The organism is Kribbella aluminosa, from assembly GCF_017876295.1.
GTDB classification, from domain to species: domain Bacteria; phylum Actinomycetota; class Actinomycetes; order Propionibacteriales; family Kribbellaceae; genus Kribbella; species Kribbella aluminosa.
In genome coordinates this window covers 2,507,957-2,534,260 of record NZ_JAGINT010000001.1, presented here as the reverse complement: position 1 = coordinate 2,534,260, position 26,304 = coordinate 2,507,957, and the positions used below count along the sequence as shown (strand labels likewise).

At 66.5% G+C, this 26,304-nt stretch carries 23 protein-coding genes; 5 read left to right on the top strand and 18 right to left on the bottom strand.

Features of this window, described 5'->3' with window-relative positions; all coding sequences use genetic code 11:
- Positions 1 to 57 precede the first annotated feature (57 nt).
- Entirely contained in the window at positions 58 to 1,233 is a 1,176-nt protein-coding gene (locus JOF29_RS12325) for an ABC transporter substrate-binding protein (protein ID WP_209694325.1), read from the bottom strand.
- 428 nt (positions 1,234 to 1,661) lie between these two features.
- Between JOF29_RS12325 and JOF29_RS12320 the strand changes: the two genes are divergently transcribed.
- Complete coding sequence (locus JOF29_RS12320; protein WP_209694324.1) at positions 1,662 to 2,531, top strand: amidohydrolase family protein; 870 nt, start codon at positions 1,662 to 1,664, stop codon at positions 2,529 to 2,531.
- A 14-nt stretch (positions 2,532 to 2,545) separates the two neighbouring features.
- Here JOF29_RS12320 and JOF29_RS12315 read toward each other — a convergent pair whose 3' ends face one another.
- A complete protein-coding gene (locus tag JOF29_RS12315; protein ID WP_209694323.1) occupies positions 2,546 to 6,070 on the bottom strand; it encodes a PEP/pyruvate-binding domain-containing protein in 3,525 nt (1,174 codons plus the stop codon).
- A gap of 132 nt (positions 6,071 to 6,202) precedes the next feature.
- A complete protein-coding gene (locus JOF29_RS12310) occupies positions 6,203 to 7,084 on the bottom strand; it encodes a LysR family transcriptional regulator (protein ID WP_307863281.1) in 882 nt (293 codons plus the stop codon).
- A 117-nt stretch (positions 7,085 to 7,201) separates the two neighbouring features.
- Here JOF29_RS12310 and JOF29_RS12305 point away from each other — a divergent pair, with 117 nt between their 5' ends.
- A complete protein-coding gene (locus tag JOF29_RS12305) occupies positions 7,202 to 8,509 on the top strand; it encodes an MFS transporter (protein ID WP_209694322.1) in 1,308 nt (435 codons plus the stop codon).
- 40 nt (positions 8,510 to 8,549) lie between these two features.
- On the opposite strand, the gene JOF29_RS12300 is transcribed toward JOF29_RS12305, so the two are convergent.
- The 11 genes from JOF29_RS12300 to JOF29_RS12250 all read right to left on the bottom strand — a co-directional run bounded on the left by JOF29_RS12300 (position 8,550) and on the right by JOF29_RS12250 (position 18,283).
- Positions 8,550 to 9,050 (bottom strand): SRPBCC family protein, encoded by a 501-nt coding sequence (locus tag JOF29_RS12300; RefSeq protein ID WP_209694321.1) that lies wholly within the window; start codon positions 9,048 to 9,050, stop codon positions 8,550 to 8,552.
- A 23-nt stretch (positions 9,051 to 9,073) separates the two neighbouring features.
- Positions 9,074 to 10,018, bottom strand: a complete 945-nt coding sequence (locus JOF29_RS12295) for an aldo/keto reductase (protein ID WP_209694320.1) — start codon at positions 10,016 to 10,018, stop codon at positions 9,074 to 9,076.
- A 598-nt stretch (positions 10,019 to 10,616) separates the two neighbouring features.
- Positions 10,617 to 10,952 carry a Dabb family protein gene (locus JOF29_RS12290; RefSeq protein WP_209694319.1) on the bottom strand — a complete coding sequence of 112 codons (336 nt, stop codon included), beginning with the start codon at positions 10,950 to 10,952 and terminating at the stop codon, positions 10,617 to 10,619.
- Positions 10,953 to 11,210: 258 nt separating this feature from the next.
- A complete protein-coding gene (locus tag JOF29_RS12285; protein WP_209694318.1) occupies positions 11,211 to 12,422 on the bottom strand; it encodes an acyl-CoA dehydrogenase family protein in 1,212 nt (403 codons plus the stop codon).
- Positions 12,423 to 12,465: 43 nt separating this feature from the next.
- Positions 12,466 to 13,578, bottom strand: coding sequence for an acyl-CoA dehydrogenase family protein (locus JOF29_RS45265; protein WP_209694317.1), 1,113 nt, complete (start codon positions 13,576 to 13,578; stop codon positions 12,466 to 12,468).
- A 4-nt stretch (positions 13,579 to 13,582) separates the two neighbouring features.
- Complete coding sequence (locus tag JOF29_RS12275; protein WP_209694316.1) at positions 13,583 to 14,554, bottom strand: alpha/beta fold hydrolase; 972 nt, start codon at positions 14,552 to 14,554, stop codon at positions 13,583 to 13,585.
- 165 nt (positions 14,555 to 14,719) lie between these two features.
- Positions 14,720 to 14,911: a hypothetical protein gene (locus JOF29_RS12270; RefSeq protein WP_209694315.1), complete on the bottom strand. Its 192-nt coding sequence runs from the start codon at positions 14,909 to 14,911 to the stop codon at positions 14,720 to 14,722.
- 333 nt (positions 14,912 to 15,244) lie between these two features.
- A complete protein-coding gene (locus JOF29_RS12265; RefSeq protein ID WP_209694314.1) occupies positions 15,245 to 15,763 on the bottom strand; it encodes a DoxX family protein in 519 nt (172 codons plus the stop codon).
- 242 nt (positions 15,764 to 16,005) lie between these two features.
- Positions 16,006 to 16,548 (bottom strand): class III extradiol ring-cleavage dioxygenase family protein, encoded by a 543-nt coding sequence (locus JOF29_RS12260; protein WP_307863280.1) that lies wholly within the window; start codon positions 16,546 to 16,548, stop codon positions 16,006 to 16,008.
- Complete coding sequence (folP, locus tag JOF29_RS12255; protein WP_307863279.1) at positions 16,545 to 17,408, bottom strand: dihydropteroate synthase; 864 nt, start codon at positions 17,406 to 17,408, stop codon at positions 16,545 to 16,547. Before folP ends, JOF29_RS12260 begins: the two co-directional genes overlap by 4 nt.
- Positions 17,405 to 18,283 (bottom strand): glucosyl-3-phosphoglycerate synthase, encoded by an 879-nt coding sequence (locus JOF29_RS12250; RefSeq protein ID WP_307863278.1) that lies wholly within the window; start codon positions 18,281 to 18,283, stop codon positions 17,405 to 17,407. Before JOF29_RS12250 ends, folP begins: the two co-directional genes overlap by 4 nt.
- Before the next feature lie 196 nt (positions 18,284 to 18,479).
- Between JOF29_RS12250 and JOF29_RS12245 the strand changes: the two genes are divergently transcribed.
- Genes JOF29_RS12245 through dmpG form a run of 3 tightly spaced genes read left to right on the top strand, consistent with a single transcriptional unit; the run spans position 18,480 to position 21,320 of the window.
- Entirely contained in the window at positions 18,480 to 19,304 is an 825-nt protein-coding gene (locus tag JOF29_RS12245) for a 2-keto-4-pentenoate hydratase (protein ID WP_209694312.1), read from the top strand.
- Positions 19,305 to 19,308: 4 nt separating this feature from the next.
- Positions 19,309 to 20,301, top strand: coding sequence for an acetaldehyde dehydrogenase (acetylating) (locus JOF29_RS12240; RefSeq protein ID WP_307863277.1), 993 nt, complete (start codon positions 19,309 to 19,311; stop codon positions 20,299 to 20,301).
- Positions 20,298 to 21,320 (top strand): 4-hydroxy-2-oxovalerate aldolase, encoded by a 1,023-nt coding sequence (dmpG, locus tag JOF29_RS12235; RefSeq protein ID WP_209694310.1) that lies wholly within the window; start codon positions 20,298 to 20,300, stop codon positions 21,318 to 21,320. Before JOF29_RS12240 ends, dmpG begins: the two co-directional genes overlap by 4 nt.
- A 26-nt stretch (positions 21,321 to 21,346) precedes the next feature.
- Here the strand turns inward: dmpG and JOF29_RS12230 are convergent, their stop codons facing one another.
- The 4 genes from JOF29_RS12230 to JOF29_RS12215 all read right to left on the bottom strand — a co-directional run bounded on the left by JOF29_RS12230 (position 21,347) and on the right by JOF29_RS12215 (position 26,298).
- A complete protein-coding gene (locus JOF29_RS12230) occupies positions 21,347 to 22,432 on the bottom strand; it encodes a Gfo/Idh/MocA family protein (protein ID WP_209694309.1) in 1,086 nt (361 codons plus the stop codon).
- Complete coding sequence (locus JOF29_RS12225) at positions 22,423 to 23,481, bottom strand: NAD(P)-dependent oxidoreductase (protein ID WP_209694308.1); 1,059 nt, start codon at positions 23,479 to 23,481, stop codon at positions 22,423 to 22,425. Before JOF29_RS12225 ends, JOF29_RS12230 begins: the two co-directional genes overlap by 10 nt.
- Before the next feature lie 217 nt (positions 23,482 to 23,698).
- Entirely contained in the window at positions 23,699 to 25,060 is a 1,362-nt protein-coding gene (locus JOF29_RS12220) for an ADP-ribosylglycohydrolase family protein (RefSeq protein ID WP_209694307.1), read from the bottom strand.
- A 173-nt stretch (positions 25,061 to 25,233) separates the two neighbouring features.
- Positions 25,234 to 26,298: a LacI family DNA-binding transcriptional regulator gene (locus JOF29_RS12215; RefSeq protein WP_209694306.1), complete on the bottom strand. Its 1,065-nt coding sequence runs from the start codon at positions 26,296 to 26,298 to the stop codon at positions 25,234 to 25,236.
- Positions 26,299 to 26,304 lie beyond the last annotated feature (6 nt).

The window sequence follows — 26,304 nt, the reverse complement described above, 5'->3', positions numbered from 1 at the left end:
GGCCTCACTGCCGCGTGCCATCGCTCGCTGCATGTCAATCTCCTTTGGGGTCGAGCTCTACTTGGCCAACTTCTGCTTGGCCGCCTCGAACGAGACGTTCATCTTGACGCCGACGTCCTGCGGGCTGATCTGCCCAGCGAGGACCTGCAGTGCCAGCGGGCCGAGCGCGGTGGACGCCGGGAGATTGGTCAGATAGGTAGGAGCTGAACCACTCTGGAGAGCGGTCGCCACCGCAGCGTTGAGGCCGACCTGCTTCGGCGCGTCGACGCCGGACAAGGTGGGAACGGCGTTCGCGTCGTTGATGTACTGCTGATAGCCCTTACCAGTGATGAAGTTGATGAAGTCGACGGCGGCGCGCTCCTTGATGGCGTCGCCCGTCTTCGGCGCGTAGTAGGTGCCCGTGATGTTCGGCGTGGTGGCGACGACGGGGCCGCTCGCCGAAACGCCGACGAAGCCGATCTTGCGCGCCGCGGCGGGGTCGTCTGCCAGCAGAGGAGTCATTGCGGAGTCGACCTGAGCGACCATCGCCGCCTTCCCGGCCAGCAGAGCCTTCGCTGAGTCACCGAGCTTGGCCGTGGTGGCATCCGAGTTGAAGCAGTGCGAGGTTCGGAACTCGGCATAATCTGCCAGACCCTTGACCAGCGGACTGTTGGCATCGCTGAGCTTGGCGGATCCGTCCATCAGCGAGGCGACGTAGGCGCCGTCCTTGTTCGCGTCGGTGACGTAGAGCATGCCCGCCAGGATCTGCGGCGGCCATCCCTCGCCGCCGGCTTCGAAGATCGGGGCCACTGCCGGAGCCTTCGACTTCAGGGTGGAGCAGACAGTCTTCAGGTCGTCGAAGGTCTTCGGCGGCTCGAGCCCGGCGTTGGCGAAGACCTGCTTGTTGTAGAAGATGCCGTAGCTGGCCACCGGTCCGAGCGCAACCGCGTAGGTGTGGCCGTTGAAGTAGCCGGCAGACTTCGCGAGGCTTCCCTCGCGCTTGATGAAGTCCAGGTCCGACAGGTCGATCAGGTTCTTCGCCGGGTTGAGCTGGGAGATCTGATCAACACCAGCCGCGAAGTTGAGGATGTCCGGCTTCGAACCGGTCACGAACTTCGTCTTCACGGTCACCTCGTAGGCGTCGCTCGGCAGCGAGACCAGGTTCAGCTTGTTACCACTGGCCTTCTCGTAGGCCTTGTAGAGGTTGTTGATCGCCGGCGTGTCCAGAGGGGACCGCCATACCGTCAGCGTCACGCCGGTGGGCGCAGCACCGCTGGTGTTCGCCGACTGTGGTGCGGCAGCGCTGCCGCCTCCGCTGCTGCAAGCGGCTACGATCGCCAGTGCAGTCAGAGTTGCCGCTAGCGCAACACCGGTGCGTTGGCCCGTTCGGGTTCGAGTCACTGCTATCTCCTTCGATCTCACGCGACGCACCCGTCGACGCACCCCAAGGATGTGGAGCTCGGCCGATGTGGCCGAACTCACTTGACGCGTGAACATATGGGCCTGCTCGCGGGTGGTCCATCCGACGTCCCGTCCTGTGGAACCTCCGCGTTTCGGTGGTCCAGGTGCTATGAGCGCGGCGCCTCGCCGGACAGCGGAACTCGACCAGGCGAATCGGCACCAGTTCCGGCAACGGAAACGCCTCGTCGCGGTAGTTGCGGGCTCTGCATAGCGTCACTGTCATGGCCGGGATCCCCTTCGTCGACGCACACATCCACTTCTACGACCTCAGGAATCCCGATCTTCACTACTCATGGCTGCAGCCGGACTGGTCAGACCCCGACTTCGGCGACTTCGACTCGCTCAAGACGCTGCGCTATGACACCCAGCCCTATCTCGCCGAGGTGCGCTTCTCCAACGTCAGCAAGGTGGTGCACGTCGAGGCCGCGATTGGCATCGACGACCCGCTCAAGGAAACCGAATGGCTCCAGGAGGTCGCGGATCGGACGGGTTATCCGACCGCGATCGTCGCGCACTGCGACCTGGCAGACCCCTTCGTCGAGTCCCAACTGGAGCGGCACGCCTCGTTCGCGGCCGTACGCGGCATCCGTGACGTCGGACAGGGCGACTACCTCACTAACCCGGCGTGGCGCCGCGGCGTCGGGCAACTCGCGCGCTTCGGCATGGTGCTGGACCTGGATTGCGACTGGAAGCGCATGGGGATCGCGCGCGAGCTCGCCGAGCAGAACGCGGAGGTGCCGATCATCCTCGACCACGCAGGATTCCCGACTGCCCGCACCGAGGACTACCGGCAGCAGTGGCAGTCCGGGCTGCGGGAGCTGGCCAAGGCAGAGAACGCGTACTGCAAAATCTCCGCCCTCGGCGCCCGTGACCCACGATGGACCATCGACAGCCTGCGCCCCTGGGTACTGTGCTGCATCGACGCGTTCGGTCCGAAGCGTTGCATGTTCGGCAGCAACTGGCCTATTGAGCGGCTGTACAGCTCGTACACCCCGCTGGTCGACGCCTACGCCGAGATCATCTCCGAGTTCTCGCAGGCGGAGCAGGAGGCACTCTTTCACTGCACAGCTGAGCACCTCTACCGGATCTGACGCGTCCACTCATCCTAAGTCGAGGTCTCGGGGCGCTCACCGGACGAGTCCAGGAGCGCGACCCGCAGCCGCTCGACCACCTCGTCTGTGACCCCGAGGGACGCCACGAAGCCCGCCGCCGAACCGAAGTCCCTCGCGAGAGCATCGAGGACACCGAGCATGTTCGCGGGCGGGGCACCGAACACCAGCGGGAAGCGGCGGTGCAACTCCTTCGGCGCGCTCGAGTGCCCGTTGCGCCCCTGGCTGAGCGCGTACTCGTCGGCAACCACGCCGCGCGGCACGTCGAGGAGGCTCAGCACGACCGCGGCCACGAGGCCGGTGCGGTCCTTGCCGGAGATGCAGTGGAATACGGCCGGCAGAGCACCGGGCTCGGCGAGTAGGCACAACACTTCCGCCAGGCGCACAGAGCCCTCGCGCAACATCTGACGGTAGCCCTCGATCGGATACTCGGGCCTGGCGGCGTCGACCGGGTCCCACGCCTTCGGGTCTCCGATCGCGTCGATCAGCGGGAGGTGGACGTACCGGAGTTTGTGACGCTCGATGTCCAGCCGACCTCGTTGTTCGATCTCCGACGCGGCTCGCAGGTCGATGACCGTGGCAATTCCCAGTTCGTCCAGCCGTCGGTGATCGTCGTCGGACAGGCTCTCGAGGGTGTCGGACCGGAAGAGCAGGTCGTATCGCACGCGCTCACCAGACGACGAGATGTGACCACCCAGGTCGCGAAAGTTCTCACAGCCGTCAAGCTCGACCCATCGGACCACGCTCATGGGCGCGGTTGGCTCCACGTCGCTCCCGTCGACCAGCGTCTCGGGCTCGGGCGGCCCGGCGGTGGTGCCCGGATCCAGTGTGATCACCCCGGTGTCGCCGTTGACTGTGATCCTGGCTCCGTCCGGGACCAGTTCTGTAGCCCGCGCCAGTTGTACCGCGGGGAAGCCGTACTCCCGCGCCAGGCAGGAAGCGTGCGACAGGGTACCGCCGGTCTCCACGACGATCCCTGACAGCAAGAGGAAGGCCGGCGTCCATCCGGGGTCGGTGCTGTTGGTGATCAGGATCTCGCCGGCCTTCACGGTTCCGATGTCGGAGAGGAACCGAACGACCCGGGCAGTGCCGGTCACCATACCCTTGCTGGTCGGAGTGCCGACGAAGACGCCGTCCTCGCCGTGGTCCGTCGCGGTGTCGAGGTCGATCACCCGGCCGTGCTGCAGGTACATCGGCGGAGTCACCTCCTTGCGCATCAGCCGGGCTACGTCGACCTTCCGGGCCGCCACCTTGGCGTCTCCGAGAGCACTTCGAGCCATCCGGCCACGCAACAACGCACAAGCGTCCGGCCAGGTCAGGTAGTAGACGTCCGCCGCGTTGTCCAGTAGCCCGCGTGCGGCCAGGCGACGTCCGACCTCCAGCACCCCGTACTTCTGTGCCAGCGCAGTCTCGTCGGTCGGACGGAAGCGCCCGTTGTCCCGGTAGACGATGAACTTCTGCAGGTAGCGGTAGAGCCTCGCGAACACGGCGCCGCGCGCCCAACCGCGCGGGCCGCCGCGCCGCAGGTTCGCCAGCACCAAGCGGTAGGCCTGCTCGCGGCGGCGGTTGGTCTGCTCCTCCGCCGTCTCCGGGTCGACAGGCGACTCGACGCCCACGAACATGCACAGGAATCGGTAGTCGATGGACGGGTCCTCGGCGCGACGTGGGTGGATGAGGTCACGGTCAGCGTGCCCCCGGTGCCCATAGTCCCGCAGGAACTCAGCGTACTCGGCCGCGAAGGCCCGGACCTCGGCGTGATCGCTCATAGCCACGGCCTTGAAGAACGCGGCGTTCTCGTGGTGGCCGAGCAGGTTGCGCAGCTCCTCGGACTCGCGCACCCGAGTCGAGAGGCGCCACAAGCGCAGGTTCTCGACGACGGTCTCGGTGCGCGACTCCGCCCCACTGAGCAGCGCCGTCTGCAGCGACCGGTCGACGCCGGTGATCCAGTGGTCGAAGATCCAGGAGAGGAAGGCGGAAGCCTGCCGGAAGAACAGCTGAAACTGGAAGGCGCCGTCGCGGGTGAACTCGAACCCGACCTGCTGGCGCTCCTCTACGTAGCCGATCAGCGCTGCGTCGGACAGCTCGGCGATCTTCTCGACGGACAGGCTGGCGAACCGTGCACGCTGAGCGGGCCGGTTCCAGTGCTCGAGGGTTTTCGCCAGCCGCAGGTTACGGGGCGAGCGAACTGCGATCCGCGCGATCATCAGCAGGAACGCTCGACGGCTCAGTGGCTGCCAGTCAGCAACGTCGTGTCGCCAGGCCTCCGGGATCAGGTCAAGCAGGTACGGCCGGAGGAAGGGCAGGCTCGTCAGCTCGATCCAGCGTTTCTCGAAGTCCGCATTCGCGTAGACGCAGGCCTTGCGATAGGAGAATGAGCTGTTGCCGACCAGGTCCTCAAGCCCGGCGACCCGTGCTCCCCAGCGGACCCTTCGGTTGGCCGACGTCCAGCGCAACGTGAAGTTCAGCGGCGTGATCACGCCGTTGTAGACCTCATCGGCAAACCCGCGCGTCCAGACGGTACCGTCCGGCACGGAGAACTCCGGGTCATCGTTGACCTCCGCGTCCCAGGAGAACTCGACACCAGTGATCCGGCGAGACTGCAGCAGCCACAGTCGGCCGTCAGCGCGCGCCCACTCGAGATCCTGCGGGAAGCCCTCGTAGTACTCCTGCACCTGCTGCCCGAGAGCGGTCAGCTCGCGCAGCTGCGAATCATTGAGCACGTAGCGGTTACGACGCTCCGGGCCGACGTCGCGGATTGCGGTCCCTCGGCCGGTATCGGGGTTTCGGACGACCTCGACCTTCTTCGAGCCGAGGGCACGGTCGAGCACCCGGCCGGTGCTGCTGTCGAGCGTGTACTGGTCGGGCACCACCAGGCCGCCAACGATCGCCTCCCCGAGTCCCCAGCTGGCGTCGACCACGCTCTGCTCCGTGGCTGTCGTGATCGGATGACCTGTGAACAGCACTCCGGAGCACTCGCTGTCGATCATCCGCTGGACCACCACTGCGATCGCGACGTCGGTGTGGTCGAAGCCGTTGTCGTTGCGGTACGCCACTGCGCGAGCGGTCCACAGGGATGCCCAGCAGTCGCGGATGGCGTCCCGGACGGCGTCGCGGCCGAGCACGTCGAGGAGGGTGTCGTGCAGCCCCGCGAACGACTCGTCAATCAGGTCTTCGGCGGTGCCTGACGAACGAACGGCTACGGGGCCGCCAGGGGCGAGTCGCTCGTAGGCGTCATCGACGGCCGCAGCGACGGCATCGGGCATCGGTGCCGCACGGATCAGCTCCCGGATCGCCACGGTCTGCGTCTCCAACGCATCCGGGTCACTCGTTGCCAGCGCGTCGATGATGATCCGGAGTCGCTGGCCGAGAGCGCCGCGCCGGATGAACGCGGCGTAGGCGGACGTCGTGACGCAGAACCCGGCTGGGACCGGAAATCCTGCCTGAGTCAGGTCGGCCAGGGTCGCACCCTTGCCGCCGGCCTCATCTCTGGACAGGCAGGTCTCGTCATCGAATCGGAGCACATACTGCATCGTCTGGTCTAGCCTCCAAACCGGCCGCGCGTCGCCCGGATAAGAGTTACGGCGCGAAACGTACGCGCCCGACGGATCCTGAGCAGGCAGCTGTTCCGCCGGACAGAACATCCGCCTTCGGCGTCAGATGTCGGTCGCGGCGGTGCCGATTGCCTCGGCACTCAGGGGCTGCCCGTCGCCGAGGATGGCCTCGGTCAACGCTTCCGCGGACGCGGACGGATCTCGGCGGCTGCTGAGCAGGACGAGATCGATCTCGCCCAGTTCCGGCAGCCCGGCCCCGACCGGTATCTCTACCAAGCCGGCCGGAATGAGGCTGCGCAGGAAGATCCCCAGCCCCAGTCCGGCCCTGCAGGCTGCCACTGCGCCGAGGACATTACGCGCGGTGGTGGTGACCCGGTACTGGATGCCGGCGCGGTCCATTGCTTCGACTGCGAACGATCGGCTGATGCTCGGCGCCCGGTCGACGATCAGCGGCACGGGACGGTCATCGGAGAGCACGCCCGGGGTACCGACCCAGACGAGGCGGTCCCGACGGACCAGCCTGCCCCGCGTCTGGTCGGGCGGCAGCTTCACGAAGGCGATGTCCACGTGCCCCGACTCCAACTGCCGTTGGAGAGAGTCGTTCGCGGCCACCGTCAGCTCGAGATCTATCCGTGGATACAGCTGCCGGAAGTCACGGAGGATGCGGGGCACCGAGGTCAGCGCAAGGTCGTCCGTAACCCCGAAGCGAACCCGTCCGCTCAGTCCCGAGCCGGTGAAATAGCTCACGGCACGGTCCTGAGCGGCCAGGATCGACGAGGCGAAGTCACGCATCGCATCTCCGTCGGCAGTCCGACGCACGGAGTGCGTGTCACGAATGAAGAGGTCTCGACCGACAACGCTCTCGAGCCGTCGGATGTGCTGGCTGACCGTGGGTTGGCCGAGACCAAGCGCCGCAGCCGCCTGCGTGAAGCTCAGCGAATGACTCACAGCCAGAAAGGTGCGCAGCAGGACCGGATCGTACACATGACCAGCGTACATCATATATCGCGATAACAGTCATCCTAGAGATCACTTTGCGCAATTACCGATCACTCCCCACAATCGAGAGCGACCCTCGGCTGGCTTCGAAAGGGACCATCAGTGACCACACTCTCGACCCTCGACCGCTCCACTGGAGTGCCGTCGCCCGACCCATGCACTACGCGGCTTCGTCGTCGGTCGGGCTCGACATTCAGCTCGCTGGCTGTCCGCAACTTCCGGTTGTTCCTGATCGCACACTCGATCTCGATGACCGGGCTATGGGTGCAACGGGTCGCCCAGGACTGGCTGGTGCTGACGTTGACGCACGACCCGTTCGCGGTCGGCCTCGTCACGGCCGTCCAGTGCCTGCCCACGCTGCTGTTCGGATTCTGGGGCGGTGTCGTCGGCGACATCCTGCCCAAGCGGCTGGTGCTGCTCGGGACGCAGGTTGCCATGTGTGTACTCGCGGCAGTGCTCGCCGTCCTCACGCTCACCGGGGATGTGCGCACCTGGCACGTCTTCGTCATCGGGGCGGCGCTCGGTCTGGTGAGCGTCGTCGACAACCCCGCGCGCCAGGCCTTTGTCGTTGAGATGGTGGGTGCCGACCGGATCCGCAACGCGACCAGCCTTGCCTCGTCGGTGTTTCAGCTGGGCGCGATGGTCGGGCCGGCGGCGACCGGTTTCATGATCCAGGCCGTGGGCGTCGGCACAGCCTTTACGCTCAACGCGGCCTCGTACGCCGCACCGATCATCGTGCTGCTGGCCATGAACCCACGGGACCTGAACCCCGTTACACGCCGCAGCAAGGCGTCCGGTGACGATACGACCCCGATTCTTTCGATCCTCAGGAGCCGGAACGTGATGCTGCCGTTGATCATCGCCGGATCGTTCGGACTCTTTCTCCCCAATCTGCCGGTCACCATCGCGGCCAGCACCTCGGTCGACTTCCACAGCGGGTCTGATCTCTACGGACTTCTGACGGCCGTCGTGGCCTGTGGATCCCTGTGTGGCGCGCTGTTCTCGGCGAGCCGACATGGCAACGGACTGCGCACCTTGTTCGTGCACGCAGCGCTGCTCGCTGGTGGGTACGGCGCGCTGGGGTTGCTGACCACTCCTGTCGCGCTCGCGATCGGGCTGTTTCCGGTCGGGGTCCTCACGATGCTGGTCATCACCGGCACTATTGCGAAGGTCCAGCTCAGTGCACCTCCCGAGAGCCTCGGTCGCGTCATGGGGATCTACGTCCTCGTCGCGTTGGGGTCCGCTGCGCTGGGTGGACCACTAATTGGCTTTGTCGACGCCATCGCCGGAGCCCGAGTGGGCTACCTGGTCGCCGGCGCCGTCCCGGCCTTGGTCCTGCTCGGCATCGCGGTCGTCAACCGCCCAAACCACTCGTCGCCGAACGGCACGTCAGGCCGACGACGCGGCTGAAACGAGCCCGCCAAGGCCCGTCGCAATCCCTGACCGAGCATCAGCGCTGTTCGACCGTCCGAGCGAGTATCCCGAGCGTGGCCCGCAAGGTCGCTTCGGAGATCACCGGGAAGTTGCGCTTGGCCCGAACCTCGTCGGCGATCTCGCTCCAGTCGTGGTACGACGTGACAAGGGTGCACTCTGCGCTTGGCTCGAGCAGGTAGCCGAACGCGTGCCGAAGGCGTGGCGGCTCGCCGGACCCCGAGACCATCCACTCGATGCGCCGGTCACGCTCGAACCGGGTGATCACGACCCTGATGTCGTACCTGCCCAGGGGTTTGTCGTTGAGTGACTCGCGATCCATGTGGACGAGGAACTCATCACCCACCCTTTCGACGGGCGAACCCTCGGCGGACTGCAACATGCCTGATGCATCGATGGCCACATGACCATGCGGTGAGCAGAGGACCGCGAAGATCGTTGCGGTGTCCGCAGCGACTCTTCGGGTGACCTCGCATCGTTCGGTGGTCATGTCTCCCCTCGCTACGGATTCGCGCGTCATGAGCGGGCAGGACGTCTTCGGGTTCAGGCTCCGGACACCGCGGCCACGCGCCGACGCGCCTCGTCGTAGGCGTCCCGGCCGAGAGGACCTTTCGACGCGGCGGCAATGTTGTCGGCCAGGTGCTGCGGCTTGCCCGTCCCCAGGATGGTCGAGTCCACGCTCGGCGTGGCCAAGAGGTAGCGAATCATGAACTCGGTCCGGCTCGCCCCATCCATCAGGTCCTCCAGTCCGGCGGCCTCGAACTTGTCCCGGTTCGTGAGCCACTGCTGGCGCCAACCGTCGGGAATCGCCTCGACCTTGTCGCGGCCGGCCGACACGATGCCGCGGGCGACGCCGTTCCGCGCAATCGTGCCGACACCCGCCTCCGAGGCCTTGACCAGGAAGTCCTCGTGCTCGAGCTCGACCAGGGAGTACGGCACCTGGATCACGTCGAACACATCCATGTCCAGGTGCTCGTAGCAGTGCGGCAGAGTGGCGGACATTCCGATGAACCGGACCTTGCCGTCATCCCGGAGATCGACCAGCTCCGCGACGGCATCGTGCTCCTCGAGCTCGGAGCGGCTGGGGCTGTGGTGGAACTGGATGATATCGATGTGGTCGGTCCTGATGCGACGAAGGGACTGCTCGACGGCCGCGCGGATGATCGGCCGTTCGAAGGTGTGCACATTGCTCTCGAAGGGCTCGCCAGTGGCGCGCACGGAGCATCCGCACTTCGTGGCAATGAAGAATTCATCGCGCCGCCGGGACAGGTGCTTGCCGATCAGCTCCTCCGACAGCCCGTAGTCGGGCGCTGTGTCGATGAGGTTGATCCCCAGGTCGAGCACAGAGTTCAGCAGCCTGGACGTGGTCGCGTCATCGACTCTCGTGGGCCAGTCGCCGTACGGCCCGCGAAGCTCCATCGCCCCGAAGCCGATCTTCGACACCGCCAGGCCGGTACGTCCGAGGGTCACATTTGGCAGGTCAGTCATGGGCGGCGATGCTAGGCCTGCCGAGGCCGTCCCACGGTCGTCGGTTCCGCGCGCTGGAACCGACGCCTCCGGCACCATGCAACGTACTCGAAGCCGTTGAGCAGCCGCACGGGTAGGAGCAGCCGTTCCAGCCCCGGTGACAGCGCCGCCAGTACGACTCGTCCTACCTCGTGACCTGAGGTCCCGAGATGTCGGACTGTTGACGCCACGCGCCACTAGTCGTTCGGCCGCAGCAACAGATTCTCGGCGGTACCGGCGACTGCGAATCCCTGCCAGCGCGGGAAGTTCGGTCTGCTCGGCGATGACCCCATCGATCGAAAGTCAGTGGGTCGATACCTGCTCCGCGGACGCGACACCGATCATCTGGCCCACAACGGACCGCCTCGGGTACCCGCTGACAGCGTATTCACCCCGGGCCAGCTCGAGTCGATGCACCAGGTCGTGGCCGGGTTGTTCGCGGCGAGCATGATCAGAGCCGCGAGCGTTCCGATGGTGGCGACGCGGCATACCGGCCACGTTCCGGTGCATGCAGCCACGCCGGCCGCAGTTCGAGGCTGCCGAACCAGATGACTGTCAATCAGTTGCTCATGCCAGAAATTCAGGCCGGCAGCGCGTAGGAGACGCCGACTCCCTGCTTCTCGGAGGAGTGGACGAGGCCCGACATCGGGTGCTTGCTGGTCCGGAGGTTGTACTCGTCCACGGCAGCCTGATCGTCGGCAACGACGATCATGGTGTGCGTGTAGCCGTTGGCCGAGCCGGCGCGATTGCGACCCCAGCTGGCACGTTGAATCCCCTGGACCTCGTCACCGATCGCGACCATCTCCGCGAACGCACCCTCGATGGTTTCGATCGGCGCGTCATCCTTGAACATCCAGCTGTAGACGGCGTAGCAGACCGCCTGCTGGGCACGGGACGAATTCTCTTGGTCAGCCACGTTGCACTCCCTGTCGTTGTCAGGCCACTTCACTCCAGCGGGCCAGACGTCAGGCTAGAGAGATGGCCGAGCACCAGTAGGGCACGGTTCCGCAGCACGGAATAGTCAGGTTGGTCGCTGTGTCCATGAACCAGCTGAGCTCGGTGGTCCGACAACGCCGGACCGAGCACCCGCGGACGAAGTGGGGGTCCCAGTGGAGGATCGGCGACCACGGTCACCTTCGATCCGCGACCTCGAGGTGCATCACGCCCAAGGCGGTCAGGCGCGCCCGGCGCCAGCGCCCATGAGCATGCGACTGATCGTGAGGCGTTGGATCTGGCCTGAGCCCTCCCAGATGTCGAAGACCCGGATGTCTCTGCACCACTTCTCGACCAAGTGGCGCTCCGAGGTACCGTCCGGACCCATGATCTCGGCCGTCCGCCGGCAGACCGCCTCAGCGACCTGTGGGGCGTAGGCCTTCGCAGCCGACGCCTCGCGCCGGTTGTCCCGTCCCTTGTCCTGGAGCAACGCCGCGCGGAGGTACAGCAACCGCGCGGTCGCCAACGCCGACGTCATCCCGGCCACGTCCTCGTCGATTCGCTGTCGGCGCTGGATGGAGAAGGCGCGGCCGTGCTGCGCGACCCATTGCTTCAGGTAGTCAACGCATCCGGACGCGATGCCGACCGCCCAGGCGGCCGTGAGGGGTCGGCTCGTGTTCAGCGTCCCAAGTGCGGCGTAGAAGCCGCGGCTGTCCTGGTCCTCACTCCCCAAGAGAGCGTCCTCCGGGACATGCATGTCGTCGAACGCCAAGGCGGAAGTCTCGAAGGCGCGCATCCCGAGCTTGTCCTCGCGCGCCTTTGTCACGACGTACCCAGGCGTTTCCTTGGTAACAACGAAGGCGCGGATCCCGTTGCGGCCGACCTCCTTGTCGATGGTGGCGAACACGACGGTGTAGTCGGCGCTGGCCCCGAGCGAGCAATACATCTTCGAGCCACGGATCACCCATCCGGTCGCGGTCCGCGTCGCCGTGGTCGCGACCTGGGAGGCGTCGGAGCCGAAATGGGGCTCCGTGAGCGCGAAAGCACTGGAGCGGAAGTCACCCCGCATGAAGCCGCCGACCCACCGCTCCTGCTGCTCGGGGGTACCCAGCGCCAGTATCGCCTTCTCGGCGATGCTCCCCCTGAGGGTCGCAAGCGGCCAACTGTCTCCGTAGCCGATCGCCTCTGAGATCGCGGCACCGAGGACGTACTGCGTAGTGAAGTCGGCGAGCGGGAACTCAGTGCCCCAGTCCGCGCGAGTCCGGCCGAAGGTGGCGATTGCCAACGGCGAAAGGTCGACTGGACAGCTCGCCATCACAGCATCGGCCTCGGCCGGCAGCCCCTTGGACCGGTCGCTCTCCCGAGCCAGCGGCCTCACCTGATGCAGGCTCCAATCGCGAACCTCGTCGCACAGCTTGGTCACGTCGGCGGGCAGCTCGAAATTGACTGTCATCGATCACTCCCATTGCTCACGAATTGCTCCTACCGGGTCGGCATCAGACGATGCCGGGGACCGCGAGAGGATCGGTGTCGATAGCGGCCAGCGTCATCGCGCTACGCCACCAGTACTCGACCGGGTGGTCCTTTACGAAACCCGACCCGCCGAGGACCTGCACCGCGTCGCGCGTGACGCGTTCCATCGCTGCGCAGACGCGAGCGACTGTGCTCGACACGAGATCGTCCAGGACCGCCACATCGGTGATCCTGTCGAGCTCATTCGCCGCCGACCAGACAGACAGCCTCGCCGCGTCGATCGCGGTGTCGGCATCTGCGACAAGGAACGCCACACCCTGGAACGCGGAGATAGGTCGTCCGAAGGCCACGCGCTCCTGCGCATAAGCGGCCGCATACGCGTTCGCTGCCCGCGCCGCGCCGATGGCGACGACGGGCACCGTCAGGCGCATCCAGCCCAGAGCACGCGCCAGGTCGATCCCGCGCCCCGGGAGGACAGCATCCGGGGGAACCCTCAGATGACGGATGGCGACGGCGCCGGTGTGTGCGGCACGTAGTCCGCAGTTGGGCGTTACCCGGTCGTCGGACCCGAGAACGTAGCCAGGAGGGGTGGACTCGAAGACGAACGCCCGGAGATCACCGGTCCCGATGTCAATCGCGAACATGATCGACACTGCCGCCGCGGCGGGGTTGGCAACGAAGAACTTCTCACCGTTGAGGCTCCAACCGGCAGGGTCGCCCGCGGCGCTCGCCTCGATCTCGGCAGCTCTCCTGCCCCATCCCTCGTAGTAAAGGACACTCCCCAGCTCGCCGTCGGCCAGCGAAGGCAGATATGCCGTCTGCTGCTCCGGACTTCCGCAGAGGCCCAGGATCAGGGCCGCATGCCCCGTCGACAGGGCGCCATAGGCAATGCCAGGGTCGCCACAGGCGAGCTCCTCGGTCGCGATGAGGTAGTCGAGTGGGCTCATGCCACCGTTCTCGCTCGCACCGACCTGCGGGGTCGTCACCCCGAGCGCGTGAAGCTTCGCCTCGAGATCGGCCGGCACTCGTCCCCGGACATCGCAGGCCGGGCCGGCCGGACGAAGTTCTCGCTCTGCAAAGTCCACCAGGACGTCGCGGAGGGCAGATTGCTCAGCCGTGAGCTCGACATCGACCACGGGCCTACACCTGCTCTACGAGGTGGACGAGCTCCGGACGGCGTCTCGACACACCCGCACGATCAGCGGTTGCCCGCGAGACGCGGCCATCCCTGAAGAACTCGAGGTACACGTGATTGAACAGTTCGGGCAAATCCGTCTGGGACTGATGACCCGCGCCGTCAGGGTAGAAGAACTGAACGTGTGGCAGGACGTCTTCCTGCTCGTGTCCCCACACGACGGGCGTGAGGACGTCATCGTTGCCGTAGAGGTACAGGGCCGGGATCTTCAGTCGCTCGAACCTGCCCTTCGTCGACAGACTCGCCTGAAGGTCCGTGTGCTCCCACGGAAGGGTTCCGCGGTACTGCAACTGGGTCGGCCACCACTGGGCACGCGACTCTCGCTGCAGCTGGGCGGAACGCCAGCGCATCTCGACCAGCTCGTCCTCGATCGCAGCATCACGTCCGATGATCGCCGCCATCAGCCGCCGCATGCTCTCACGGCTGCCGTCGTACTCCTCGAAGTGCGCCGCCGCCGGCGGCCTTCTTTCGAGCGGCGCGACGTCCCCGATGTCCGTGCCGATCAGAACGTAGCTCAGCACCCGCTCTGGATGGGCGACGACGTAGTTGACAGCGGTGGTCCCTCCCATCGAGTTGCCGGACAGGTGGAACTCGTCGAGACACAGGGCATTTGCGAACTCGTGCACGAACTCGACATGCGAATGCGGCCCCTGCGGCCAATGCTCCTGACGGGTGTCGGCCAGCCCGAACCCGGGTTGGTCCGGACAGTACACGCGGAACCCACGGGCACCGAGATAGGGCGCCATGAAACGCCAGCCGGCCGTCCCTGAAGAGCCGGGCAAGCCGCCATGCAGGAGGATCACCGCCGGCCCGGTGTCGCCCGAAGTGACGTAGTGAGCTCGAGCTCCGCTCGCCAGCTTGGCCCACCGGCTCGACAGGCCCGGCACCGGCATCAGCCATTCTTCGGTTAGCGCCACGCTGCACCCTTTCGCATTGGTCCGTTACGTCCCCAAGGGTCCTGGGAACGGTCGCATCGTTGCGGAATCAGGTGCGCGCCGCCAACGTCGGTTCCGCTGACACGAACGGTGATGGCTGGGGCTGCCCATGCCCGGCAGCACGCAGTTCGAGAAACTCTGACCCGCCTACGAGACGAGGTGGACTGGCTGCGACCTCATCACATGCCCCAGGTCTCGAAGGATGCCGTGTACGCCGGACTGGCAGAGGGCCAGGCCCACTGCCAGGCTCGTGTGAAACCCGCGGGCTCCTCGTTCGGAGCCGACGAGGACCGTGCAGCAGATGTCGGAGCCGACGCCGTACAGCTGAACGGTGAACACGCGGGAATGTTCAGATCTGAGCGCGGTCGCCGCGTCGTGATCTGGCCGGCTGTCGGTCATCCATACAAGACGCTGCCCTGAGGGTGGCCGGAGCACGACGCCTGTTCCTTCGGGCCACTGGACGACTTCGTCGACGTAGGCACTACACGCAATCACGGTGGTCCTCCTCCGCCTGCGGTTGACTCGTCGGTGAGACTAGGACGCGCTTCCGACCATGTCGTGCCAACGTCCCGTAGATCGGAACTGGCGGGCCGCGTACTGCGACTGACGGTCCTGCATCGTGCAGCATGGACGGCACATCTCAGTCGGCCGTTTGGCTGGCTGAAGCTGCGGTCATCCGGGCTGAACATGCTCGGCCGTCGACTCAGTACGGCGAAAAGCGAGCCGCCAGAAGCTGAAAGCCGACAGGGATCCAACTGCCGCCGCACCCAACGCCCACCACCCGCCAGCCCAACCGGCCACGCCGAGAAGGTGATCCACAGACCACGTTCCCGGCCCCAGGGCAGCGACGGCCACCGCCACCATAGCCACCAACACCGTGTATTCAGCTCCACCTTTGAAGACGAAGTAGCCCTTCCCACGGTGGTCGGTCAGCGCCGCCACGACCATGAGCCCCACGAACGCGGCGCTTGCGACCGGAGTCATGAGACCCACCGTCATCAGCAGACCTGCACCGCTCTCCGTCACGGCCGCGACTCGTGCGTGCAGCCACGCCGGATGCAGCCCGAGTGCGCCGAACCAGCCCGTCGTGCCTTTGAGGCCTCCGGGGCCGAAGACCTTGTTCCACCCGTGCGCGACGAGCATCGGGCCCAGCGCCAGCCGCAGGACAAGCAGCCCGAGGTCCTGATCCATCGTGGTGCTCCATTCGCTCGGTCGAAGCCGACAGGAAAGGCCGAAAACCGCTCCATCCGCAGCCTCAGTCCGGTAGTTGTAGTAGATGCCGGTACTTGAGTCGTCGGAGGTATGAACGAGGTCGGACGTCGGGGTGTTTGCTCGGACCGCGTTCCCTGGAGCCTCAGGCTATTAATTCCATATGGCGCCCGGCGGCACCCGTTCCGCGGCACGGAATCGTCGCGGTCTCTGGCGGGCACTGATCAGTACGCCGATCCGCCGCCGGCGCCGCATCGAGGAGCCCAGCGGATAACCCAGTAGCGCACTCCGTAAGGGTCGTCGTCGTAGTCGACTACCGCATGGTGGCGAGGGGTGAGGACCTCGCGGCCACAGTCCACCAGAGACTCGACATCAGCCCACAGTTCGTGTGCGAGCGCGGTGTCGAGTGCGATGAGCCCCGCGGGGTCGGGGGTGGTGAGCAGGGTGTGGAGGGTGTCGTCGAAAGCCCCGGACCGATGGTCGAGGTGGCCTGGTGCCTTCTCGGACCGCTTGGCCGACCCGTTGGCGACGACGAGCCAGCTCGGGTCGTCGCCGGTACGCGATGTCGAGTCGAGCAGGTGGGCCGCCACCTTGGCGCCCGCCCCGGTGGCGAGCACCTCGACCCGTCCGCTCAGGGAACCCACCGCAGCCAGGCATGCTGCCCGCAGGTCGGCGACGGGGTCCTCGATGCTTGCGTATGAAGGCAGCAGGGCCATGACACCGGGGATCAGCACGACCCGCGGAAGGAGCAGAGTGTCTGCAGTCACTGGAGTCCCCGGATCGCGCGGGAAGGCGCCCGTCGCCCGGCGATGGTCCACACCATGTCGACGGCTTGCCGGGTCTCGACGACCTCGTGAACCCGGTAGATCCGAGCACCGGCCATCGCGCAGATCGCCGTCGCTGCCAGCGTCCCGATCAGCCGCTCGCCCACCGGCCGGTCGAGGGTCTCTCCGACAAAGTCCTTGTTGGAAAGCGATACCAGGACCGGCCAACCCGTGGCGACCATCTCGTCCAGGCGCCGGGTCAGCTCCAGGGAATGGAAGGTGTTCTTGCCGAAGTCGTGGGCGGGGTCGATGACCACCGCGTCGGGCGACACGCCGGCGGCCACCGCGCGTTCGGCGTAGGCAACCGTGTCCTTGATCGCCGATGCAACGACGTCGTCGTACTCGACCCTGTACGGGCGGGTACGGGGCGTGGCGCCCCCGGTGTGGGTGCACACGATCGCGGCTCCGTGGGAGGCTGCTACATCGACCAGCTCGGGGTCGGCCCCGCCCCACGCGTCGTTCAGCACATCGGCGCCTGCCAAGCAGGCCGCTTCCCCGACCGATGCACGCCACGTGTCAACCGAGATCACCAGGCGGGGAAAGGATGCCCGGACCCGGGCAACGAAATCCACAACGCGCGACCGTTCCTCGGCCTCACCGATCTCGGCGCCGGGAGCAGCCTTGATACCGCCGATGTCAACCATTTCGGCGCCCTGAGCCACAACCAAACCGACCCGGGCGAACGCTGCGTCCTCGGCCCAGGTGGCTCCACGGTCGTAGAAGGAGTCAGGTGTGCGGTTGACGATCGCCATCATGATGGTTGTGTCGTCGGCAAAGACGTGCCGACCCAGGCGCAGCGTCACCAGACCTCCCGCGCCGGCGGACGCTCGACGATGTCGACAGATCGCTTCACCGGTTTCAGCCCGGCTGGAAACTGTTCCAACAGGGGCGGGTCCACGACATTCACGCCACGCCGCGCCAGGCTCGCCGCCAGCACTTGGACGGCCATCCCTCCCAGGTCGAGCAGTGCCTGATGGCGGTGCGACCGCGTGCCCAAGTCGACTTGCGCGATAGCACCGGTCCCGCGACCGACGGCTGTGTCCACCAGAGCGGCGAGCTCGACGCCGTACCCCGTCGGGACGGAGAGCGAGGCGAACAGGTCGCGTCGTACCGCCCACTCCCCCGCCAGCGGCTGAACCAAGCCAGCGAGCTCCGGGTGGAGCAGCGCGATCAGCGGCCGTGCGACCAGCTCGGTCACCCGCCCACCGTCCAACGCACCGTGCCCGCCCGGCCGCTCGTAGTACCCCTTCACCAGCTCGACACCCGGGTCAGACAACAACGGACCTAGTAATCCCGGTACGAAATGGGTGTCCCAGTCCTGCAGGTCCGCATCCATGAAGACGACGACATCACCGGTCGTGACGAAGAGCGACTTCCACATCGCCTCGCCCTTGCCCGGGAAGGACCCGAGGTCCGGACGGATGTCACACGACCGGTGTACCGTCGCACCCGCATCAACCGCGACGTCGTACGTTGCATCGGTCGAGTCGCTGTCGATCACCACGACCTCGTCGAGCAACGCGACGGTCTCCATCAGGGCCGCACGCACCCGCGAAACGACCGCTCCCACCGTGGCAGCCTCGTTGCGCGCCGGAACCACCAGACTGACCCTCGTCGACCCCTTGCTTGCAACCAGGGTCTCCAAGGCCCAGTCCGTCCAGTGATGGTCCGCGAACACGCAGTCGACTCCAGCAGACGTACGTCGCCGTCCCACAGCGATGCTGGGCTGCTTGCAGGTTCCAGCTGCCGTCCAAGTCCCTTCTTGAGCGGTCATAACCCAACTGTCTTGCGCCGAACCGCCCAACACAGGGAAATGTGCCGTCAGGCGGAACCGCATCCTGACCGGGGCAGAGAAGGGCGCGAATCTGGTGAGCATGAACCTCACGACAGCTCCCATCACGGTGCGGGTGACCAAGGCGGCACAACGCCTGGCCGACTCTGCGCGGACCGGCCGTCCGTGCGCGCCGATACGCGACCTGATCGGGCGCAACGACGGTGCAGCGGCGTACGCCGTCCAGCAGCAGGTCGTGGCCCTTCGCATCGCCGGCGGCGCCAAGGTGGTGGGTCGCAAGATCGGTCTCACCTCTGCCGCGGTACAGGCGCAACTGGGAGTCGCCCAGCCGGACTTCGGCGTCCTCTTCGACGACATGGCCTACGCCGACGGCGACACCATCCCCTTCGACCGGGTGCTCCAGCCTCGCGTCGAGGCCGAGGTCGCATTCATGCTCAAGGCGGACCTGGGGTTCGGAGATCTGTCCATGAGCCAGGTGCGAGCTGCTGTGGAGTATGCGGTGGCGGCGTTGGAGATCTGCGGAAGCCGCGTGCAGAACTGGGACATCAGCTTCGGTGACACGGTTGCCGACAACGCCTCCGCAGGGGCATTCGTCCTCGGCAACCAGCCGCGCACCCTCGACGCGTTCGACCCCAGTACGGTGTCGATGACGATGACGGTCACCGGCCAGGACCTGTCCACGGGGAGCGGGTCCGCCTGCATGGGTGATCCCCTGCTGGCACTTCAGTGGCTTGCCCGTCAGGCTCGCGACCTGGGAGCACCCTTGCGGGCAGGCCAGATCATCCTCTCCGGAGCACTTGGTCCGATGCGGTCCGTGGCGCCCGGAGCAGAAGCCAACGCGACGATCTCCGGCCTTGGTGACGTCTCGGTCCGGTTCAGCAACGAAACCTCGGACAAGGATGCGTGAGTCAGTGACTCCTCCCAAGGACCCCCCGGCCAAGGTCAAGGTCGCCATCGTCGGCTCCGGCAACATCGGCACCGACCTGATGATCAAGGTGATGCGAACGAGCAAGCGCCTCGAGATGGGCGCGATGGTGGGCATCGACCCCGCGTCGGACGGCCTGGCGAGGGCAGATCGCTTGGGTGTGCCAACGACAGCAGACGGCGTTGCAGGGCTGATCGCCCTGCCCGGGTTCGCCGACATCGCGATCGTCTTCGACGCCACGTCGGCAAAAGCACACAAGCACAACGCCGAGTTGTTGTCTGCGCACGGCAGGCGCCTGATCGACCTGACGCCCGCCGCGATCGGTCCTTACGTGATCCCGGCGGTCAACCTCGAGGAACACCTCGATGCACCCAACGTCAATATGGTGACGTGCGGGGGCCAAGCCACGATTCCGGTCGTGGCTGCGGTCGCCCGGGTGGTGCCCGTGGAATACGCCGAAATCGTTGCGTCCATCGCCTCGAAGTCCGCGGGACCCGGGACCCGGGCCAACATCGACGAGTTCACCGAGACCACGTCGGCCGCCATCGTCAGCGTCGGTGGCGCTGCCCGGGGCAAGGCGATCATCGTCCTCAATCCCGCTGAGCCGCCGCTGATCATGCGCGACACGGTGTTCTGCTTGGTGCGGGCCGAGGACTCCGCCGTCCAGGAGCAGATCCGGGCCAGTATCGAGTCGATGGTCGCCGCCGTTGCCGCCTATGTTCCCGGGTACCGACTCAAGCAGACGGTGCAGATCACAGACATCAGCCCGGACCAACCAGTCGAGACGTTGCTCCACAGCGGCGCCCCCCGACCGACCCAACAGGTGTCGGTGTTCCTTGAGGTCGAGGGCGCCGCACACTACCTGCCTGCCTACGCCGGCAACCTCGACATCATGACTTCCGCGGGCGTACAGGTGGCCGATCAGCTTGCCGATTACCTTTCCGCCACACAGCTTCGGGGAAAGGCCTCCATCGCGTGAGTACTCCGATCTACGTCCAGGACGTCACCCTCCGCGATGGCATGCACGCCATCCGTCACCGGATGACCCCTTCCAACGTTCGGCTGATCGTCGCTGCCCTCGATGCAGCTGGTGTCGACGCGATCGAGGTCGCCCACGGTGACGGCCTTGCGGGCAGCTCCGTCAACTACGGACCCGCGTCTCACCCCGACTGGCAGTGGATCGAGGCGGCGGCCGACGTGGTCCGGCATGCCCGGCTCACCACGCTCCTGTTGCCGGGGGTCGGCACCATCCACGAACTCGAGACCGCCTGGGACCTGGGGGTCCGCTCGGTGCGGATCGCCACGCATTGCACGGAAGCGGACATCTCTGCCCAGCACATCGAGGCGGCTCGTGAGATCGGCATGGACGTCTCCGGCTTCCTGATGCTCTCCCACATGGCACCGCCCGGCGAGCTGGCCAAGCAGGCCAAGTTGATGGAGTCCTACGGCGCGCACTGCGTCTACGTCACCGACTCCGGCGGCCGGCTCACCATGGACGAGGTGACCGCCCGCGTACGCGCCTACCGCGATGTCCTCGAGCCCGGCACCGAGATCGGTATCCACGCGCACGAGAACCTCTCGCTGTCCGTCGCCAACTCGGTCGTCGCGGTGCAGAACGGCGTACGCCGCGTCGATGCCTCGTTGGCTGGTCACGGTGCCGGCGCAGGCAACTGCCCACTAGAGGCCTTTATCGCCGTCGCCGACCTCTCGGACTTCGAGCATCGTTGCGACCTGTTCGCGGTCCAGGACGCCGCCGATGACCTCATCCGTCCCCTTCAGGACCGACCCGTGCGGGTCGACCGTGAGACGCTCACCCTCGGCTACGCCGGCGTGTATTCATCGTTCCTGCGCCATGCCGAGAACGCCTCCCGCCAGTACGGTGTGGATGTCCGCGACATCCTCATGGCGTGCGGACGGCGGCGACTGGTCGGTGGCCAGGAGGACATGATCATCGACATCGCCCTCGATCTCGCGGCCTCTGCAGCCACAAGCCACTAGCCCGAACGTTCTCACGGCTCGGCGCGTCAAGTGAAGCTGGGGACTTCGACGACGGCTCCTCCTTGGAGGGCTGATTCGTGGGCGGCGAACCCGGCTGCCGTCCACTGCGCGGCGACTACCGCGTCCAGTGCCGGCCGCCGGGATTCGACGATGCTGCGGACGAACTCGTGCACGAGCCGCGGCGAGGCGCCGTTGTAGTTCTGTGGCAACGCCAGCGTGGGCCGCAGTTCCTCGGGCACGGTCCACGAGAGTTCCGGCGGAGAGTACGGCTCAGCGATCACGGTTCGCCCGCGGCCGCCCGGGCCAGGCGCACCCCAGGAGTAGAAGAGTGCAGTCTCGTCGTTGGTACGGCCGGAGTCGAAGCCGTGGCGATCGCCCCAGACCGAGAAGGACTCGATCGGACTACGAGTGGTCTGAAACATCGACCGGGTGACCTCGAGGGTGACCGGATTGTCCTCGAGTTCGTACAGCGCCGTCTCCAGCGGGTAGGGATTACCCCACTTCGCTTCACGATCCGACGGCAACCTCCCCGACCCGAGAGCGCGAACTGTTGCCGGCCGGGCGCCGAGAATCGCGAGGAGGGGGGCCAGGGCGTGGATGGAGTACCACATCGGAGGCAGGCCGACCCAGTAACCTGGCCAGCCCTCCATATCCTGGTGATGCTCGCCCCGGCCGAACGTGACGTTGCCGAAGGCACCCGAGTCGATCTCCGCACGCAGGTGGACGACGGGGTCGCTGTAGGCCCCCGTCTCCATCATCATGTAGTTCAGACCTGTGTCCTGCTGGGCTTTGACGATCTGATGCAACTGGTCCAGCTCGAGAGCAGGCGTGACGGCCACGGCACAGTGCTTCCCCGCATGCAGAGCCGCCAGTGTCTGCTCGGCGTGGAGCTGGAGTGGCGTCAGCAGGTGAACGGCGTCGATCCGAGGATCCGCAAGCACGTCGTCAAGGCTCTGTGCCCGGTCCGCGATACCGGTCGACGCACCCACCCGCTCGAGCGTCTCCACCGACGCGTCACACAGCACCACCCGATCGACGTCGGGATGGAGCTGATAGAGCGGAACCCACAGTTCGCCGAAGTTCAGGCCGGCAACGGCTACCGTCAACCCCACGCCGGCACCTCCTTCCGGACCGGAGCGCCGGCCGGACGTAGCGAACGGAACTGGTCCAGGAGTTCATCCGCGAACGCGTGGTTCGCGTCGATCGTCCGGCCGGCATTGTGCGGCGTGTGGACGACGTTGTGCCGGCCGAGGAGCGGATCGTCGAGAGGAAGCGGTTCGATGTCGAAGACATCGGCCGCCAGAGCGATTTCGTCGGCGAGCACTCGACGACGCAACGCCTTCGCGTCGATCACTTGCATCCGGGTCACACAGACCACCAGACAACCTACCGGCAGCGCATCGACGAGATCCGCGCTGATCAGTCCCTCGGTGGCCGGGAGGTGCGGAACCATCGGCGCGAAGATCTCGGCGTCGGCCACCAAATCCTCCAGCCGGAACTCCCGCCGGACTCCCGAGCGATGGAACACCGGATCCGGAGCGGTCGCCGCCCACCCTGCGACATCAGCTCCGAGCATCGAGCAGAACGACGCGAACCTCGAACCGATGTTGCCGAGACCAACTACCCGAACCCGCTTGCCCGCGACGGTTCCGGACGCGAACGCGGGATCGTCGCCGAACTGCGCGGCACGGCGGCCGGGCCGCCCCTTCCCCGGCTCGGGCAGGTACTGCCAGGTCTCGTGCGACGTCAGCATCGAGTGGTAGGTCTGCGGAATCCGGCGCAGGCCGGCGATCGTCAGCCCCAAAGCGAACTCGGCGACCGACTGACCCCAGAACCCCTCGTTCCTCGGCACGTAGACCGCCACGCCCCGACGGCGCAGTCGCTCGGCCGTCTCCGGGTCAGGTGCGTCCGAGAACGCTGCCTCCTCGAGTCGAGGCCAGCGCTCGATCGCGCCGTCGTCAAGGCGGGTGTCCATGTCGAACGACAACACCAGCAACCGGGTCAGGTCGGCCGGCAGGTCGAGCTCGGCCAGGCGCTGGCCGGACCCGCTGTCGAGACGCTGGAAGTGAAGCCCGGCACCGTGCCAGCGCCAGGCGGCGTGGTCAGCGCTGAAGGACCAGTGCCGTTCGAAGGATTCGTCCACGACGATGGCGTCGCTCATGCTGATCTCTCCTCTGGTACGAGCTGTGCTTGTGCGGCCGAGTTGCGCACGACCGAACGTTTCTTCGCTACTGAAGGGACGGCTCTCCTTGACGAATATCGACAGCACGAACGCGGAGCAGGCGATCCCTGCGGCGGCCAACAGACTCGCCCTGATTCCGGGCGGAGCGCCGTGGCGAGCCCCTTCGAAACGGCGTGGGTGCGTGCGGGAGTCGCTGTCACCAGTTGTTCCGCGGGGTGACGGAGTCCGGCTGCACCGGCTCGGCGGAACCCTGGCGGATTCCTCTGGCGACTTCGACCGTTTGGCCGGCGAGCGCGCTGATGGACGAGCCGTCGTACCCGAACACCGCGCTGCGTACCAGATCGTGCAACGGCGCCGTCCATCGATCGTCGATCGATCCGGCCAGGATGCCGGCCACCGAGCCGGCCGTCGCGCCGTTGGAGTCGGTATCGAGCCCTCCCGCGACCGTCAGACCGATCGTCCGGTCGAAGTCGCCGGCTCCGTAAAGCAGGCCGGCTGTCAGTACCGCGGCGTTCGGCAGCATATGGACCCAGCTGATCCGGCCGTACTCCGTTTCGATGCGATCGCGCGTGTCGGCCCAGCTCAACCCGGCGGCCCACCAATCGCGCACCCGCGCAACCGTTTCGTACAGCCGCGAACGCGCCGGCACCACGGCGAGAGCGCTGTCGACGGTCTCCTCGGCCGACGCTGCGGTGAAAGCCGACGCGACGAGTGCGGCGCACCACATCTCGCCGTACACGCCGTTGGCCTCGTGCGACAGCACGGCATCGCGGTATGCCAGCTCGGCCGCGCTCCCCGGGTCCCCCGGATTCACGTAGCCGAAGACGTCCGCGCGGATCGCGGCTCCGATGAACTCCCGGTAGGGATTGCGCCACAGCGCCGCGCGCGACGGCTCGTCGCCGCGGAGGAGATTGCGGATCGCCACCCGCTCAGCTGTGTAGGTCTGCAGGAACGGCAGCATCGACAACCATGCGGCCGCCACGTCGTCGGTCCCGAAGCCGGCGCCCCGGGTCCGCAGAACGTGGAGGTTCAGGATCGTGTAGTCGACGTCGTCGTCCCGCGCCGATCCGTCGATCTTGCCTGCCGTCGTCTCGACCCAGCAGGCGATGTACTCACGGACACCCGGCTGCGTTCGCGTCGGCGCCGGGAAGTAGTCCGACAAGGGCCACGCGGAGTACGCGTCCAGGAGGTCCTTGATGTCTTCGCGCGGCCAGCCTTCGACCGGCTTGCCGAGCATGTTGCCGACCACTCGGCCGGTCCACGCACGGTTCACGGTCGCTTCGTACGCCTCGTCGAGAGGCAACGACACCTGCGCAACCGGCCAACGGGAGGCAGCCATGATCGCGGCCAGCTCCGCCGGCTCGTCGTACTCCCAACCAGCTCGGCGATTCGCCTTGTCCAGCTCGCCCAGCAGAGCTTCGGCCTCCTCCCGGTCGAGAGACTCCACTTCACCGAGCCGCGCTACCCGTTGCTCGACCTCAGAGATCTCGAAGCCACTCTCCCGGCGTTGGTCAAGCTCCGCGCGGAGGAGGTGATGGGAGTTGAGTGAACCATGCATGAGCTAGCAGATCCTTCGGTCGAAGTTCGCGAGCGACCCGGTTGATCGGGGTTGGAAATCTCATTATCAACGCGAGTTGCATGTACGTCAACGCGTGTTGCAAGGACGAGTTCGCGGCCTCCCCGACGGGTCGAGGGAGTCAGACTGGTGAAGCGCAGCGGGTGGTGCCGCGGTCAGCTCATCCCGCCATGCCAGGTGATCGGAGGCACGCAGCCGCAGCTCTCACCGATGAGCATGTTGCCGCGGAGGGCTCGATGCACCGGCGACACCGGATGCTCGCCGGCCCGGTCCTCGAGATCACCGAGCAGGATGCTGACCGCCGCTCGCACCATTTCCTTCAGCGGTCTGCGCATGCTGGTCAGCCGCGGCTGGCTGAACAACCCCTGCCGAACGCCGTCGAAGGATACGATCGCGAGGTCGTCGGGGACCCTGATGCCGAGCTCGTGGCACGCGCGCAGGGCTCCGAAGGCCTGGACATCGCTGTTGACGAACACCGCCGTGGGCTTCTGCCGCCGGCGTGAGCTGCGGTAGGACTCGTCCGAGAGCAGGATGCGCAAAGCCATCGAGCCGCCCTCTTCGCTCACGTCCCCGTGGGTGACGAGTTCGCGGCCGGAGGGCAGGCCGGCTGACTGCTGTTGCGAGCGCCATGCATCGACCCGGACCTCGCAGTCGCGCCAGCCGACCGGTCCGGCGATACACCCGATCACGCTGTGTCCGTGCAGTTGGAGATGGTCGACAGCGCGGGCCGCGTCGTAGTGGTTGTCGGTGTAGACCGAAGGGATACCCAGGCCGGGCACTTCATCGAGGACCACCTGGCCGATGCTCCGTTCCTGGTGCGCGACGGAGGACGTGACCGAGGCACCCGAGGCGATGACGAGGCCCGCCATCCGCCGATCCTCGAACGACCTCAGGTGAGCCTCGTCCTGCTCCGGATTGAAGGTGCTGATGCCCATCGACAGCAGATATCCGTGGGCGAGCAACTCTGTTTCGATGACCTGCGCCATCTCGGCGTAGTACGGATTCAGCGGACTCGGAATGAGGAGCCCGACGGACGTGCTGCGGCCGTCGCGGAACGCGTTCGCCAGTGCGTTCGGACGATACCCGAGGGCCTCGATCGCTGCTTCGACGCGAGCACGCGTCGACGTGGACACCGGCCGGGGACCTCCGTTGGTCACGTAGCTGACCACGGCGGGAGACACGCCGGCCATGCGTGCGACGTCGGAGCGGGTGATCTTCATGATTCG

Coding starts and splice junctions, on each gene's coding strand:
- JOF29_RS12285 (WP_209694318.1), bottom strand. CDS start 12,422: ATGACAGTCAATTTCGAGCTGCCCGCCGACGTGACCAAGCTGTGCGAC.
- JOF29_RS12225 (WP_209694308.1), bottom strand. CDS start 23,481: ATGAGCGACGCCATCGTCGTGGACGAATCCTTCGAACGGCACTGGTCC.
- JOF29_RS12265 (WP_209694314.1), bottom strand. CDS start 15,763: ATGGATCAGGACCTCGGGCTGCTTGTCCTGCGGCTGGCGCTGGGCCCG.
- JOF29_RS12215 (WP_209694306.1), bottom strand. CDS start 26,298: ATGAAGATCACCCGCTCCGACGTCGCACGCATGGCCGGCGTGTCTCCC.
- JOF29_RS12300 (WP_209694321.1), bottom strand. CDS start 9,050: ATGACGCGCGAATCCGTAGCGAGGGGAGACATGACCACCGAACGATGC.
- JOF29_RS12220 (WP_209694307.1), bottom strand. CDS start 25,060: ATGCATGGTTCACTCAACTCCCATCACCTCCTCCGCGCGGAGCTTGAC.
- JOF29_RS12245 (WP_209694312.1), top strand. CDS start 18,480: ATGAACCTCACGACAGCTCCCATCACGGTGCGGGTGACCAAGGCGGCA.
- JOF29_RS12320 (WP_209694324.1), top strand. CDS start 1,662: ATGGCCGGGATCCCCTTCGTCGACGCACACATCCACTTCTACGACCTC.
- JOF29_RS12295 (WP_209694320.1), bottom strand. CDS start 10,018: ATGACTGACCTGCCAAATGTGACCCTCGGACGTACCGGCCTGGCGGTG.